15 protein-coding genes and 1 pseudogene are annotated in these 13,030 nt (G+C 63.3%); 6 read left to right on the forward strand and 10 right to left on the reverse strand.

What is annotated here, in order from left to right; translation table 11 throughout:
- Together NMB43_RS15975 and NMB43_RS15980 are read left to right on the forward strand one after the other, a co-directional pair.
- Entirely contained in the window at positions 1 to 573 is a 573-nt protein-coding gene (locus tag NMB43_RS15975; protein ID WP_494349155.1) for a hypothetical protein, read from the forward strand.
- Positions 574 to 746: 173 nt separating this feature from the next.
- On the forward strand, positions 747 to 1,529 hold the full coding sequence (locus NMB43_RS15980) for a DNA adenine methylase (RefSeq protein WP_494349156.1): 783 nt from the start codon (positions 747 to 749) through the stop codon (positions 1,527 to 1,529).
- An 85-nt stretch (positions 1,530 to 1,614) separates the two neighbouring features.
- Here the strand turns inward: NMB43_RS15980 and NMB43_RS15985 are convergent.
- From NMB43_RS15985 to NMB43_RS16000, 4 genes and pseudogenes are all read right to left on the reverse strand, one after another.
- Positions 1,615 to 1,770, reverse strand: a pseudogene (locus NMB43_RS15985) (DUF167 domain-containing protein); the annotation flags it as partial.
- On the reverse strand, positions 1,767 to 2,342 hold the full coding sequence (locus NMB43_RS15990) for a YggT family protein (RefSeq protein WP_494349157.1): 576 nt from the start codon (positions 2,340 to 2,342) through the stop codon (positions 1,767 to 1,769). The gene NMB43_RS15990 and the pseudogene NMB43_RS15985, both read right to left, overlap by 4 nt.
- Before the next feature lie 38 nt (positions 2,343 to 2,380).
- Positions 2,381 to 3,193 carry a pyrroline-5-carboxylate reductase gene (gene proC, locus NMB43_RS15995; RefSeq protein ID WP_494352159.1) on the reverse strand — a complete coding sequence of 271 codons (813 nt, stop codon included), beginning with the start codon at positions 3,191 to 3,193 and terminating at the stop codon, positions 2,381 to 2,383.
- A gap of 91 nt (positions 3,194 to 3,284) precedes the next feature.
- Positions 3,285 to 3,977: a YggS family pyridoxal phosphate-dependent enzyme gene (locus NMB43_RS16000; protein WP_494349158.1), complete on the reverse strand. Its 693-nt coding sequence runs from the start codon at positions 3,975 to 3,977 to the stop codon at positions 3,285 to 3,287.
- Between the two features lie 128 nt (positions 3,978 to 4,105).
- Here NMB43_RS16000 and NMB43_RS16005 point away from each other — a divergent pair, with 128 nt between their 5' ends.
- Entirely contained in the window at positions 4,106 to 5,152 is a 1,047-nt protein-coding gene (locus NMB43_RS16005) for a type IV pilus twitching motility protein PilT (protein WP_494349159.1), read from the forward strand.
- Positions 5,153 to 5,255: 103 nt separating this feature from the next.
- Entirely contained in the window at positions 5,256 to 6,389 is a 1,134-nt protein-coding gene (locus tag NMB43_RS16010; RefSeq protein WP_494349160.1) for a PilT/PilU family type 4a pilus ATPase, read from the forward strand.
- A gap of 400 nt (positions 6,390 to 6,789) precedes the next feature.
- On the opposite strand, the gene NMB43_RS16015 is transcribed toward NMB43_RS16010, so the two are convergent.
- Genes NMB43_RS16015 through thrH form a run of 4 tightly spaced genes read right to left on the reverse strand, consistent with a single transcriptional unit; the run spans position 6,790 to position 9,296 of the window.
- Positions 6,790 to 7,377 carry a YqhA family protein gene (locus NMB43_RS16015; protein ID WP_494349161.1) on the reverse strand — a complete coding sequence of 196 codons (588 nt, stop codon included), beginning with the start codon at positions 7,375 to 7,377 and terminating at the stop codon, positions 6,790 to 6,792.
- 57 nt (positions 7,378 to 7,434) lie between these two features.
- Positions 7,435 to 8,295 carry a formyltetrahydrofolate deformylase gene (purU, locus tag NMB43_RS16020; protein ID WP_494349162.1) on the reverse strand — a complete coding sequence of 287 codons (861 nt, stop codon included), beginning with the start codon at positions 8,293 to 8,295 and terminating at the stop codon, positions 7,435 to 7,437.
- A gap of 3 nt (positions 8,296 to 8,298) precedes the next feature.
- Positions 8,299 to 8,667, reverse strand: coding sequence for a 5-carboxymethyl-2-hydroxymuconate Delta-isomerase (locus NMB43_RS16025; RefSeq protein ID WP_494349163.1), 369 nt, complete (start codon positions 8,665 to 8,667; stop codon positions 8,299 to 8,301).
- 14 nt (positions 8,668 to 8,681) lie between these two features.
- Positions 8,682 to 9,296, reverse strand: coding sequence for a bifunctional phosphoserine phosphatase/homoserine phosphotransferase ThrH (gene thrH / locus NMB43_RS16030; RefSeq protein ID WP_494349164.1), 615 nt, complete (start codon positions 9,294 to 9,296; stop codon positions 8,682 to 8,684).
- Between the two features lie 381 nt (positions 9,297 to 9,677).
- Between thrH and corA the strand changes: the two genes are divergently transcribed.
- Complete coding sequence (gene corA / locus NMB43_RS16035; protein ID WP_494349165.1) at positions 9,678 to 10,643, forward strand: magnesium/cobalt transporter CorA; 966 nt, start codon at positions 9,678 to 9,680, stop codon at positions 10,641 to 10,643.
- Between the two features lie 13 nt (positions 10,644 to 10,656).
- Here corA and NMB43_RS16040 read toward each other — a convergent pair whose 3' ends face one another.
- Complete coding sequence (locus tag NMB43_RS16040; protein ID WP_494349166.1) at positions 10,657 to 11,109, reverse strand: hypothetical protein; 453 nt, start codon at positions 11,107 to 11,109, stop codon at positions 10,657 to 10,659.
- A 90-nt stretch (positions 11,110 to 11,199) separates the two neighbouring features.
- On the opposite strand from NMB43_RS16040, the gene NMB43_RS16045 reads away from it, so the two are divergent.
- Positions 11,200 to 11,397, forward strand: a complete 198-nt coding sequence (locus NMB43_RS16045) for a hypothetical protein (protein ID WP_494349167.1) — start codon at positions 11,200 to 11,202, stop codon at positions 11,395 to 11,397.
- Positions 11,398 to 11,785: 388 nt separating this feature from the next.
- Here NMB43_RS16045 and NMB43_RS16050 read toward each other — a convergent pair whose 3' ends face one another.
- Positions 11,786 to 12,826 carry an IS110 family RNA-guided transposase gene (locus NMB43_RS16050; RefSeq protein WP_494349168.1) on the reverse strand — a complete coding sequence of 347 codons (1,041 nt, stop codon included), beginning with the start codon at positions 12,824 to 12,826 and terminating at the stop codon, positions 11,786 to 11,788.
- Positions 12,827 to 13,030 lie beyond the last annotated feature (204 nt).

Here is a 13,030-nt window from a genome sequence, read left to right on the forward strand (position 1 = left end):
ATGACCTTGCCAGCCTCCAAGCCCATCGGCCTGCGCCAGGTGCAGGCAGACCTGAGCCAGAGCGGCGACCTGGCGCTGACCGCCGCGCGCGTGCGCACGCTCGCCCAGGTGCCGTCAGGGCCTATCCAGTTGAGCCAGTGCCTGGAGCGCAGTGGGCGCCTGTACGCTGTGGTGGCTGGGTCCGCGTCGCGCACGGACTACGGCGGTAGCGGTTTCCAGATCAACGTCGATGCGGTGTCGTTCAACGCGCAGTTGAATGGCTTTCTCGCGCTCGACCTGCGCGTGACCCGCACCACGGCCGGCGACGTTTCGGTCGACCTGCTTTTTGACGGCGTGCTGACCAGCTACCCCTACATCTTCAAGCAACTGGAAGTCTGGACCCCAGACGGCGCATTCAAGCTGGTAGAGGCCAACTTCGTAGGCGGCTCGCTCGTACAGCACTGGGACTCGTTGAACGAGATCTACCTCCCCCTCACGCACGCCTACCCGGCAACTGCCTGGGTCGAGACCAACGCGGCACGGTATCCGCAGTCCAGCCTGTTGCTGATCGGGAAGGACGTGTACCCGTTGTAGCTGTGTCGGCACCGACACAAAGGCCAGAAGAGGAGGCGACCGGGCTGGTGTTGGCGCACCAACCGAGACCCTCCACCCGCAGGGGCACTGCGAGCAGCGGCAAGGCCTCCCCACCTCTGCAGAGGCGTGGGGAGTGTAGCCGACTTTGTTTGGAGTCCGCTATGCAGTCCCCGATGCCCATCATCCCTTGGCTGGGCGGCAAGCGCCGCCTGGCCGACAAGCTGATCCCCTTGTTCCCGCCGCATGAGTGCTACGTGGAGCTGTTCGCGGGCGGTGCCGCGCTCTACTTCCTGCGACCGATGCCGGCCAAGGCCGAGGTGCTGAACGACGTCAATGGTGAGCTGGTCAATCTGTACCGCGTGGTGCAGAACCACCTCGAAGAGTTCGTCCAGCAGTTCAAGTGGATGCTCAGCGGCCGGCAGGTGTTCGACTGGGAGAAGCTCAAGCGCCCCGAAACCCTGACCGACATCCAGCGCGCGGCGCGCTTCTACTACTTGCAGCACCATGCTTTCGGTGGCCGCGTCGATGGCCAAACCTTCGGCACGGCCACAACGGCGCCAGCGCCAAGCCTGATGCGCGTCGAGGAATCGTTGAGCGCTGCCTATATAAGGATGTCCGGCACCTACATCGAGCACCTGCCTTGGCACGAATGCCTGGCCAGGTACGACCGAGCGCACACGTTCTTCTACGCCGACCCGCCTTATTGGGAAACTGAGGGCTACGGCGTCGACTTCGGCTGGCACGAGTACGAGCGTCTGGCGCAGCTGATGGGCTCGATGAAGGGCAAGCTCATGCTGTCTATCAACGACCATCCAAAAATCCGTGACCTGTTCGGCGGCTTCGAGACTCTGGAGCTGGAGATCAAGTACAGCGTGTCAAACAAAAACGGCTCACCAGAGGCGAGCCGCGAACTTGTCTTCTGCAACTTCAAGCCAGGCGAAGGCGGGTTGTTTTAGCAATTTCATTGCACCCGCCGCAAACTTGGCGGCGGGCATTTATCGTGCGTTATCCCGCGAAATTTTCGCGGCGCGCTTCACTCTGCAGTGCCGCGTTGGCCTTGCCATCAACCGGTGGCGCGGCCAGCCTGATCTTCAAGGCCTCGCCGTGCAGGCCAGCGAATTCGGTGCGCTTGGCGCCCGGCTGTACATGCAGGCTCAGCGTGACGCTGCCGTCCGCCGCGCGGCGCAGCCAGCTCACCGGAACAACAGGGGCATGAACATGTTGCTCAGCGAAGCCAGCAGGAACAGCAATACCTGCAGGAGCAGCAGCAGCACCAGCGGCGACAGGTCGATCCCGGAAATCGGCGGCACGATGCGCTGGATCGGCTGCAGGAAAGGGCGCGCCAGCATGTTCAGCGTGGGCGCCAAGGGCGAGTAGGGATTCACCCAGGACAGGATCACCGAAATCAGCACCACGCCGATCAAGAGGTAGATCGCCGTCTTGACCAGTTCGAACACCGCGATGGTCAGCACTGCCATCGCCACGCCACCGGATGCGCTCAGCAAGCCGCTCCTGGCCCAGGCCGACAACAGCACGATCAGCGCCTCCAGCAACCAGGCCGGCAGCAGGCAGGCCAGATCCAGGCGTCCCACCGAAGGCACCAGTTTCTGCGCCGGCACCACCAGCCAGTTGGTCAGGCTCAGCACGAACTGGCCGACCTGGGTGATGAAGGAGATGCGCATCCAGCGCATGACCGCGCGCACGATCAACAGCATCACGAAAAAGCCGCCGATGGTCTCGATCAGCATCGCAAACAAATCACCCAGCATCTGCTCTGTTCCTTTCCTTGTCGCTTGCGGGCAGGGCCTCAGCCCTGTCCGAGAATGTCGCCCAGTTCAGCGCCGCGCGCCGCGGCCGCAGCCACCGCACGGTCGATGATCGCCGGCAGGCCGGCCTCCCCCATCACGGCCAGGGCCGCCGCCGTGGTGCCGCCCTTGGAAGTGACGCGCTCGCGCAGAACGCTGGGCGGCTCGCTCGACGACGCGGCCAGCTCGGCCGCGCCGGAGAAGGTCGCCAGGGCCAGCGCGCGCGCTGTCGCAGGCGCCAGCCCCTGCGCAATGCCGGCCGCCTCCAGCGCCTCGATGAAGTGGAACACATAGGCCGGGCCGCTACCCGACACCGCGGTCACCGCGTCGATCAGGGCCTCGCGCTCGACCCACACCGCACTGCCGACGGCCTGAGCTACGCGTTCGACCGCCGCACGCCCTGCCTCGTCCACACTGGGGTCGGCATATAAGCCAGTCACCCCCCGTCCGATCAGGGCCGGCGTATTGGGCATGGCGCGCACCAGGCGAGGATAGTCGCCCAACCAGCGGGACAAGTCCTGCAGGCGCAGCCCGGCCGCAATGCTCAGCACGATCTGCTGGCGCAGCGTGCCCGCGATCGGCGCCAGCGCCTCCCGCATCTGCTGCGGCTTGACCGCCAGCACCAGCAGGTCGCAGGCGATGGCCTGCTCATCCAGCACGGCCACCGCACGCACGCCGAACTCGTTCGCCAGGCGCTCACGGCCGGCCTCCAGCAACTCGACGACCTGGATATCCGCAGCCACGAAACCCTGCTTGAGCAGGCCGCCGATCAGTGCGGACGCCATGTTGCCGCCGCCAAGGAAAGTGATCTTCATCATTCAGTGAGGAGTATGTAGGGTGGGCGGGTGTGCCCACGCATCAGGGTTGAACAGACTCTACCGCCGCCGTGCCGCGTGCAGCTTGCATTCATGCGACGGTACGCCCGCCGAAAATCGCCGTGCCCACGCGCACCAGGCTCGCGCCCTCCGCGATGGCCACCTCCAGATCCTGCGACATGCCCATCGACAAGGTATCCAGTTCGACGCCGAAGCGCGCCGCCAGTTGATCGCGCAGATCGCGCAGCAGTCCGAAGCGCGCACGCAGCACGGCGACATCCTCGCTCGGTTCGGGAATGCACATCAGTCCGCGCAGCTTCAGGCGCGGCAGCCCCAGCACCCCCTCGGCCAGGGAGGGCAAGGCTTCCGGCGCCACGCCAGACTTGCTGGCCTCGCCACTGACGTTGACCTGCAGGCAGACATTCAAGGGCGGCAGGTGCACGTCTCGCTGCTCAGCCAGGCGCTGCGCGATCTTCAGCCGATCGACCGAATGCACCCAGGCGAAATGCTGCGCCACCGGCCGTGTCTTGTTGCTCTGCAGGGGGCCGATGAAATGCCATTCGAGCGCCAGGTCGGCCAGCGCCAAGACCTTGGCCGCGCCCTCCTGCACGTAGTTCTCGCCAAAAGCCCGCTGTCCCGCCGCGTGTGCTTCGCGCACCGCTTCGGCCGGCCAGGTCTTCGACACCGCCAGCAAGCCCACCGCACCCTGCTTTCGCCCGCTTTCCCGCTCGGCGGCTGCGATGCGGGTACGAACTGCGTTCAGGTTGTCTGCGATGACCGTCATATAATCCATTGAAGCGCCATGCGCGCCGGGAAGACCGTGCCTCAACTTCCCGCGCAAGCCGCCGAAAGTATAGCAGTCGCCCCCACCGCGCCCGGCCCGGGGGCCCACCCACCGAACGAGCCGAATCCATGGATATCACCGAGCTGCTTGCCTTCTCCGTCAAGAACAAGGCCTCCGACCTTCACCTCTCGGCCGGCCTGCCACCGATGATCCGCGTCAATGGCGACGTACGCCGCATCAACCTGCCTCCGCTGGAGCACAAGGAGGTGCATGCGATGGTGTACGACATCATGAACGACAGCCAGCGCAAGCAGTACGAAGAGTTCCTGGAATGCGACTTCTCCTTCGCCGTGCCCAACCTGGCGCGCTTCCGGGTCAACGCCTTCCTGCAGAACCGTGGCGCCGGCGCGGTGTTCCGGACCATTCCGTCCAAGGTGCTGTCGCTGGACGACCTGAACTGCCCCAAGGTGTTCAAGGACATTTCCAACCAGCCGCGCGGCATCGTGCTGGTGACGGGCCCCACCGGCTCGGGCAAATCGACCACGCTGGCGGCGATGATCGACTACCTCAACGAGAACGAGTACGGCCACATCCTCACCATCGAGGACCCGATCGAATTCGTGCATGAGGCCAAGCGCTGCCTGATCAACCAGCGCGAGGTGTCACGCGACACCCTGTCCTTCTCCAACGCGCTGCGTTCCGCGCTGCGCGAGGACCCGGACATCATCCTGGTCGGTGAATTGCGCGACTTGGAGACCATCCGCCTCGCCATGACCGCCGCCGAAACAGGCCACCTGGTGTTCGGCACCCTGCACACCTCGTCGGCCGCCAAGACCGTCGACCGTATCGTCGACGTGTTCCCGGCCGAAGAAAAGGAAATGATCCGTGCCATGCTGTCCGAATCGCTGCGCGCGGTGATCTCGCAGACCCTGCTCAAGACCAAGGATGGCCAGGGCCGGGTCGCGGCACACGAGATCATGATCGGCACCCCGGCCATCCGTAACCTGATCCGCGAGAACAAGGTGGCCCAGATGTACTCCTCGATCCAGACCGGCCAGCAGTACGGCATGCAGACGCTGGACCAGTGCCTGCAGGACCTCGTCCGGCGCAACATAATCTCGCCGGCCGAAGCCCGCCCGCGCGCCGTCAACAAGGACCTGTTCCCGGGCAACTGAGCCCGGCACCCCATCATGGCCGCCCGGCGGGGCGGCCATGGCTCCCCGCCCACCCCGCGCGCTATGATGGTGCGCATCGCTCACTTTCCCGGACGGACCCATCATGGAACGCGATCAGGCAATCAAGTTCATGCACGACTTGCTCAAGCTGATGGTGAGCAAGAAGGGCTCCGACCTCTTCATCACCGCCGGCTTCCCGCCCGCGATCAAGGTGGACGGCAAGGTCACGCCGCAGTCCAACCAAGTCCTGAGCCCGCAGCACACATCAGAGTTGGCGCGCGCGGTCATGAACGACCGCCAGGCGGCCGACTTCGAAGCCACCAAGGAATGCAACTTCGCGATCTCGCCGGCCGGGATCGGCCGCTTCCGGGTGAATGCCTTCGTCCAGCAAGGGCGCATCGGCCTCGTCTGCCGGACCATCGCGCAGAAGATTCCGACCGTGGAGGAGTTGGGCCTGCCCAACATCCTCAAGGACATCGGCATGTCCAAGCGCGGCCTGGTCATCTTCGTGGGCGGCACCGGCACCGGCAAGACCACCTCGCTGGCGGCCCTCGTCGACTACCGCAACGAGCACAGCCACGGCCACATCATCACGCTGGAAGACCCGATCGAGTTCGTGCATGCGCACAAGAACTGCATCGTGACGCAGCGCGAAGTGGGCCTGGATACCGATAGCTGGGAGGCCGGTCTCAAGAACACCCTGCGGCAGGCGCCGGACGTGATCCTGATGGGTGAAATCCGCGACCGGGAGACCATGGACCACGCCATCGCCTTCGCCGAAACCGGCCACATGTGCCTGGCCACGCTGCACGCCAACAGCACCAACCAGGCGATCGACCGGATCATCAACTTCTTCCCCGAAGAGCGCCGCCCGCAGTTGCTGATGGACCTGTCACTGAACCTGCGTGCGATGATTTCGCAGCGCCTGCTGCCCATCAAGGACCGCAAGGGCCGGGTGCCGGCAGTGGAGATCATGATCAACTCGCCGCTGATCTCGGACCTGATCTTCCGCGGCGAAGTCAGCGAGATCAAGGAAGTCATGAAACGCTCGCGCGAGCTGGGCATGCAGACCTTCGACCAGGCCCTGTTCGACCTGCACGAGAACGGCCTGATCGCCTACGAAGATGCGCTGCGCAACGCCGACTCGGTCAACGACCTTCGCCTGCAGATCAAGCTCAACAGCAAGCTTTCCGACAAGGACCTGCTGTCTGGCGTGCAGAACCTCGACATCGTTTGAAGCCACGCATCGATCTACTGCGCGGGCCAATCTCAAGACTCCGGTGCTCAACGTACGCTTGTACGTTTCCGCTCCTCATCTTGACCTTGACCCGCTCGCTACGATCGCTGCATGACTTCATCGCAAGCGAGTTTCCGGAGAAATAGCATGCCAAATAACACAAACAGCAAGCACGGCTACACAACCGCTCCGGGGTATTGCAACAAACATGGACAAATAGTCATCCGGAGCACTTCGTTGCCCGGCAACGACCATTTGCAGCGAATTTATGTACTGCAGTGCGAACGATGTAAGACGGAGTATGGAGCGAACGGCAGCGACATATTTCAGCGTCGCTGCCCCAATTGTGGCGGCGGCCGCCCCGGATTGAGCTTTGACGCCGAATAGCCTGCAAGTCGGCCTAGTGGCCCTCTTCCTCGGCGCACTTGCACGGCGGCGCCATCAGACGGTCGCAGGCCGCAATGGCCATGGCGGAAAACAGGAAGGCGACGTGGATCGCCGTCTGCGCGATCAGGGTCTTTTCGCTGTAGGCCTCGGCATTGATGAAGGTCTTCAGCAGGTGGATCGAAGAGATGCCAATGATCGCGGTGGCCAGCTTGACCTTCAGCACCGAGGCATTCACATGCGACAGCCATTCCGGCTGATCAGGATGCCCCTCCAGATGCATGCGTGAGACGAAGGTCTCGTAGCCGCCGACGATCACCATGATCAGCAGGTTGGAGATCATCACCACATCAATCAGGCCCAGTACCACCAGCATGATGATGGTTTCGGTCAGCTTGGCACCACCGCCGTGCCCCACCGCTGAGGAAATATGAGCCAGCGATTCGGCGTTGCCGAAGGCGGCGCCGATCAGGTCCACCAGCTCGACCCAGAAGTGATAGACGTACACGGCCTGGGCCAGGATGAGGCCGACGTACAGCGGCAACTGCAGCCAGCGGCTCATGAAGATCAGGTTGGGCAGGGGGCGCAGGGGCTTGTTGTTCATGGCTGTTGCTCTCTCGGGTCTGTCGCTGCAGGCGGGGGCGCCTGCAGGTGAATTCTGTCAGCGGAACACGACGGTCTTGTTGCCGTGGACCAGCACGCGGTCTTCCAGGTGATAACGCAAACCACGTGCCAGCACGGCCTTCTCGATGTCCTTGCCGTAGCGGACCATATCCTCGACCGAGTCGGAGTGGTCGATGCGGATCACGTCCTGCTCGATGATCGGCCCCTGGTCTAGCTCTTCGGTCACGTAGTGGCAGGTCGCACCAATCAGCTTCACGCCGCGCTGATAGGCCTGGTGGTAGGGCTTGGCGCCGACGAAGCTGGGCAGGAAGCTGTGGTGGATGTTGATGATCTGCCCCGGGTAGTCACGGCACATGTCGGGCGGAATGATCTGCATGTAGCGCGCCAGCACCATCACGTCGCCACGCACCTCTTCGAAGATGCGCCGCACCTCGGCATATGCCGCGGGCTTGTTGTCGGCGGTGACCGGCACGTGGTGGAAAGGAATCCCATGCCATTCGACCAGACCGCGGAAGGTATCGTGATTGGAGATCACGCAGGGGATCTCGATGTCCAGCTCCTTGCTCTGCCAGCGGCCGATCAGATCGTACAGGCAGTGTTCCTGCTTGCTGACCATCAGCACCACGCGCTTCTTGACTGCGCTGTCGGTGATCTTCCAGTCCATCTGCAGTTCTGTCGCGATCGGGCGGAAGCGCTCACGAAACTCGGCCAGCATGAAGGGCAGCGAATCGGCGCGGATCTCGATACGCAGGAAGTAGCGCTGTGCCTCGTGATCGGTGTGCATGTTGGACTCGAAGATCCAGCCGCCATGCTCGGCCAGGAAGCCGGAGACGCGCGCGACGATGCCGCTGCGGTCGGGACAGGAGGCAGTCAGGGTATAGAAACGCTGGGTATGCATGAATCAGGAACCGAGGATGACTTTGGAGTAGGACTCGCGCGCCATGTCGATCGCCTCGGCGGTCACCTGCACACGCAGGCCGGGCGGCACGACAAGCGCCGCCGCGATGGCATCGGTCAGCGCGGCGCAGAGCGCGCGCTTGGTCTCGACGCTGCGCCCCGACAAGAGGTGCAGGCGGGCGTGCACGAAGGCCTCGCCGGATTCTGCTTCACCCACACGAAAGTCGGGGCAGCTAAGCGCACGGCTCTTGATGTGATCCGGGTGTTCGAACTCTCCGCTGGCGACCAGCGCCGCATTGGCCGCCGCGAGCAGGCGCGCAGGCGACAAGCCGGCAGCAAGATTGGCGCTGTATTCGATCACCAGGTGCGGCATGGCTGCGCAGTTGATCAGTCGGCGATGCGCGCGGCGGCCCGGTCGATCTCGGCGCGCAGGGCGGCGTAATCACGCACCACCGGGTACTGCGGGAACTCGCGCACCACGTTCTCCGGCGGATGCATCAGGATGCCGGCATGCGCCTCACCCAGCATCGCGGTGTCGTTGTAGGAATCACCCGCCGCGATGACCTTGAAGTTGAGCGCCTTGAACGCCTTGACCGCTTCACGCTTCTGATCCGGCATGCGCAGTTGGTAGTCGACCAGCATGCCGGTCTCGTCCGCCACCAGGCGATGGCAGAACAGCGTGGGCTGCTTCATCTGCACCATCAAGGGCTTGGCGAACTCATAGAAGGTGTCGGACAGGATCACCACTTGATAATCGCGGCGCAGGGCGTCGAGAAAATCGACACAGCCCTCCATCGGCCCCATCTGCGCAATCACCGCCTGGATGTCCGGCAAGCCCAGCTTGTGCTGGCGCAGGATGTCCAGGCGGTACTTCATGAGCTTGTCGTAGTCGGGCTCGTCGCGCGTGGTACGGCGCAGCTCCGGGATGCCGGTGCGCTCGGAGAACGCAATCCAGATTTCGGGAACCAGCACGCCTTCCATGTCCAGACAAACGATATTCACGATCAGACCCTTTTCCTGCGACGGCAGGCTGTTTTTCGAGCAGGCGCGATTGTACACGCCCAGCCATGCCGATTCCGGACACGACACGACCGTCTGCGCCAGATTTCTCGCCGCAACGCACCATCAACGCTTTACCGCGGCAAGCGAGATGGCTATCCTGCGCGGCATCCCAACAACCGGAGTGCCTGCGTGGGTACTTGCCCCAGCGAGAGTCGATGTCCGTCGTCCCTGACGGCCCCCGCTTCGGCAAGCTGACGCGCACGCCGCGCCGCCCGCTTCCGCCGGACCGGGAAGCCCTGACGGTCGCCCCCGACATCCGGCCTCGCCCCTGCCCGCCCCGCAGCCAGCCAGCGGACCCTTGCGCGGTCCGGAGGACAGTAGATGATCAACGCGTTCGAACTGGTCAACAGCCGCCTGCGCCAGATTCACGTCGACTCGCTCGACGATCTGCGCAACTGCCGCCCGGTGTGGATCGATTTCGCCGACTCCACGCCAGAAGAGCGCGCCTGGGCGCAGGAAGTGTATGGCGTAGACCTGCCGGAAGAGGAAGAGGTCGGCGACATCGAGGCTTCGGCCCGCTTTTTCGAGGAAGACAACGGCGAGCTGCACATCCGCTCCGACTTCTTCCGTGAGACCGACCACGGCGGCGAGAACGTGCGCGTCGCCTTCGTCATCCGCGACTCCATCGTCTTCAGCGTGCACCCCGAAGACATCCCGCAGTTCCGCCTGCTGCGCCTGCGCGCGCGGCGCCAGCCCGGGGTGGTGGAAGACTACAAGGACGTGCTGCTGGAGCTCTACGCCGCCGACGTGGAGTACTCGGCCGACGTGCTGGAAGGCATCTACAAGCGCCTCGACGAGTTGCGCGCCAACGTGCTGGGCGAAGGACAGCTCACCGACGTGGTGGCCGCCCATGTGCTGGCCAGCATCGCCAAGGAAGAGGACTTGAACGGCCACATCCGGCGCAACCTGATGGACACGCGCCGCGCCGTCTCCTTCCTGATGCGCAACCGCCTGCTGTCAAACGATCAGCATGAAGATGGACGCCAGATCCTGCGCGACATCGACTCGCTGGACGGTCACACCGGTTTCGTGTTCGACAAGCTGAACTTCCTGATGGACGCCACGGTCGGCTTCATCAACATCAACCAGAACAAGATCATCAAGATCTTCTCGGTGGCCTCGGTCGCCATGCTGCCGCCGACGCTGATCGCCAGTCTCTACGGCATGAACTTCCGCTTCATGCCGGAGCTGGAGTGGAAGCTGGGCTACCCCTTCTCGCTCGGCCTGATGGCCATTTCGGTCGCCCTGCCCTTCTGGTACTTCCACCGCAAGGGCTGGCTGCGCTGAACCTCAGGAAGAATCAGCAGCCGCAGTGCCCCATGGCCGGCAGCTCTTCGCGTTTGCCAGCGCCGTTCTGGACGATCAGCTTGGCCTTGTAGAGCGCACCGGAACAGGACTTCACCTTGGGCGCGCAGCTCTGCTCCACCGTCGCCACGACCTGCACGCGCCAGTTCATGTCGGCCAGGAAGAGCACCATGCGGTCGCCGTACTTGGGCGGCTGACGCTTCTCGGGCATGTATTTCTCGTTCTGCAGATCCAGCCAGAAGACCTTGCCCCCATCGCGCACCGCCGCCTGCTTCGCGCCCACCCAGGACCAGTGCAGCGTGGGCATCTTGTTGCCCTCGACCACGAAGCGGCAACCGCAGCCGGGCACGATGTCGGCTTCCTGCAGGGGCTTGAGCTGCTGGGCGGCAGCAGGATGACTGATGAGGCCGGTGAACAGGCTGACGATCAGGGCGAGAACGGGACGCATGGACTTTCCGTGTAAAGAATGGTGAAAGTGCGCATTGTGCGCCAAACGCCAAAAACATCAGACTTGAATCACCCTTGCGGGCACGCAATCATGACAGTCATGCAACAGACCGATGACAAGCACGCGGACGATCCGCGCCCCAACCCGCCCGTCGAGCCCGACGCCTTCGCCTGCTGCGGCAACGATTGCGGCGACGCCTGCGTATGGACGATCTACAACTGGCAGCGCAAGGTCTATGAGCGCGAGCTGGAGGCCTGGCAGGTGAGGCAGTTGGAGCGGGAGGAGTGACGCTTCGGCGCGCAGAACCGTAGGGTGGGTTCGGAGCGCAGCGACAACCCACCGTAGTGAATGGCCGCTGGATGGTGGGTTGCTTCGCGAACCCATACATGGACGCCCCCCGTTTGCACGACCAATCTTTTCGATGATGACGACTCACGGAGTCGATTGCAGCCATACATTCGGTCTTTGACGCAGCCCTTGCATGACTGCTGACGCATGATGATATTCGCGGGTCACAGCTCAATCACCCTATCGTGCTCAGGGCACATGGGCTCGGACGAGTTGTCATGACCCCGGTCTGACCTGTGGGTGCCATCATTTCAAGATTGCCCAGGCAATCGAGTGAGCTGCCTCCGTGTTGCGTTGATCGGTACTACGTTGTGCTCGACCGGGCCGACTACGCGCAAGCGCAGTTGGCTTGCGCGTAGTCGGCCCGGAACATTTCTCCTGTTCTGAGCATCGCCCAGATTCGTCGTGCGTTCTTGGCCGCAAGCGCGACTGCAGCAATGTTGTGCCCACGTCGCTTGGCAAGCTTCACGACCCAATCTTCTGCATGCGCCTCGCTCTGCATCAGATGCCGCAGCACCGCACGAGCGCCGTGAATCAGCAGCTTGCGCACATAGCCATTGCCCCGCTTGGTGATCCCCAATAACACTTGCTTGCCACCACTGCTGTGCTCACGCGGCGTCAGCTCCAGGCAGCTCGCGAACTTACGCCCATTCTCAAAACTGTCGCACCGGCCAAAGCTGGCTACCACGGCTGTTGCACTCAACAGCCCGACGCCAGGAATGCTCTCGATCAAGCGACTCGCGGCATTGCCTTTGTGCTGCTGACGGATTCGCAGCTCCAGCGCACGGATGCGCTCTTCGAGCTCATTCAATGCATGCATCAATTGCGCTATCAGCTCTTTGAGTGTCACCAGCTCTACACCTGCGCGAGCTTGCCACTGGGACACATCCTGCTTGAGTCGCTTAAAACCCAAGGGGATGACCTCGCCAAACTCGCTGAGCAAACCACGAACCTGATTGCCCAGTGCCACGCGTTGCTTCATCCACAAATCGCGCACGCGATGGAGCGCCTGCATCTGCTGGCCTTCCACGCCGCGAACGGCCACCGCGGGCACCGATTGCCGCGTTGTCGCCTCTGCAATCGCCGCAGCATCACGTGCATCGGTCTTGTTGCCCTGAACGAAGGGCTTCACATGTTGGGGCGCCATGAGTTTGATCTGGTGACCCAGGCTTGAGAGCGTTCTGGCCCAATGATGCGCACCGCCGCACGCCTCCATGCCAACAAGCACCGGTGGGAGTTGAGCAAAGTACGCAACGACTTCCCCGCGCCTTAGCTTCTTACTGCACACCTTGCGACCATGGCTGTTGATGCCGTGAGCCTGAAACACGCTCTTTGCCACATCCAGCCCAACTACCTTAAGCTCTTCCATGACGTCCCCTTCTGCTCAGTGGTTTCTCGACAACTCCACTTTGGCACTTCGATGCCGTCGCAGGTAGGGGGCGTCCATGTCATTACCCTACACACTGAGGCCGAAGTTCCCTTCTCCTGGGGACGGGGCGAGCAGGGGTTTCGGATGGCATGCCATCCGCCTGCGCAGCCGGCCGGCCATGCAGGGCCGGTCGTGGGGCGCGAA

This window comes from Uliginosibacterium sangjuense (assembly GCF_059132465.1).

Coding starts and splice junctions, on each gene's coding strand:
- NMB43_RS15975 (WP_494349155.1), top strand. CDS start 1: ATGACCTTGCCAGCCTCCAAGCCCATCGGCCTGCGCCAGGTGCAGGCA.
- NMB43_RS15980 (WP_494349156.1), top strand. CDS start 747: ATGCCCATCATCCCTTGGCTGGGCGGCAAGCGCCGCCTGGCCGACAAG.
- NMB43_RS15990 (WP_494349157.1), bottom strand. CDS start 2,342: ATGCTGGGTGATTTGTTTGCGATGCTGATCGAGACCATCGGCGGCTTT.
- proC (WP_494352159.1), bottom strand. CDS start 3,193: ATGAAGATCACTTTCCTTGGCGGCGGCAACATGGCGTCCGCACTGATC.
- NMB43_RS16000 (WP_494349158.1), bottom strand. CDS start 3,977: ATGACGGTCATCGCAGACAACCTGAACGCAGTTCGTACCCGCATCGCA.
- NMB43_RS16005 (WP_494349159.1), top strand. CDS start 4,106: ATGGATATCACCGAGCTGCTTGCCTTCTCCGTCAAGAACAAGGCCTCC.
- NMB43_RS16010 (WP_494349160.1), top strand. CDS start 5,256: ATGGAACGCGATCAGGCAATCAAGTTCATGCACGACTTGCTCAAGCTG.
- NMB43_RS16015 (WP_494349161.1), bottom strand. CDS start 7,377: ATGAACAACAAGCCCCTGCGCCCCCTGCCCAACCTGATCTTCATGAGC.
- purU (WP_494349162.1), bottom strand. CDS start 8,295: ATGCATACCCAGCGTTTCTATACCCTGACTGCCTCCTGTCCCGACCGC.
- NMB43_RS16025 (WP_494349163.1), bottom strand. CDS start 8,667: ATGCCGCACCTGGTGATCGAATACAGCGCCAATCTTGCTGCCGGCTTG.
- corA (WP_494349165.1), top strand. CDS start 9,678: ATGATCAACGCGTTCGAACTGGTCAACAGCCGCCTGCGCCAGATTCAC.
- NMB43_RS16040 (WP_494349166.1), bottom strand. CDS start 11,109: ATGCGTCCCGTTCTCGCCCTGATCGTCAGCCTGTTCACCGGCCTCATC.
- NMB43_RS16045 (WP_494349167.1), top strand. CDS start 11,200: ATGACAGTCATGCAACAGACCGATGACAAGCACGCGGACGATCCGCGC.
- NMB43_RS16050 (WP_494349168.1), bottom strand. CDS start 12,826: ATGGAAGAGCTTAAGGTAGTTGGGCTGGATGTGGCAAAGAGCGTGTTT.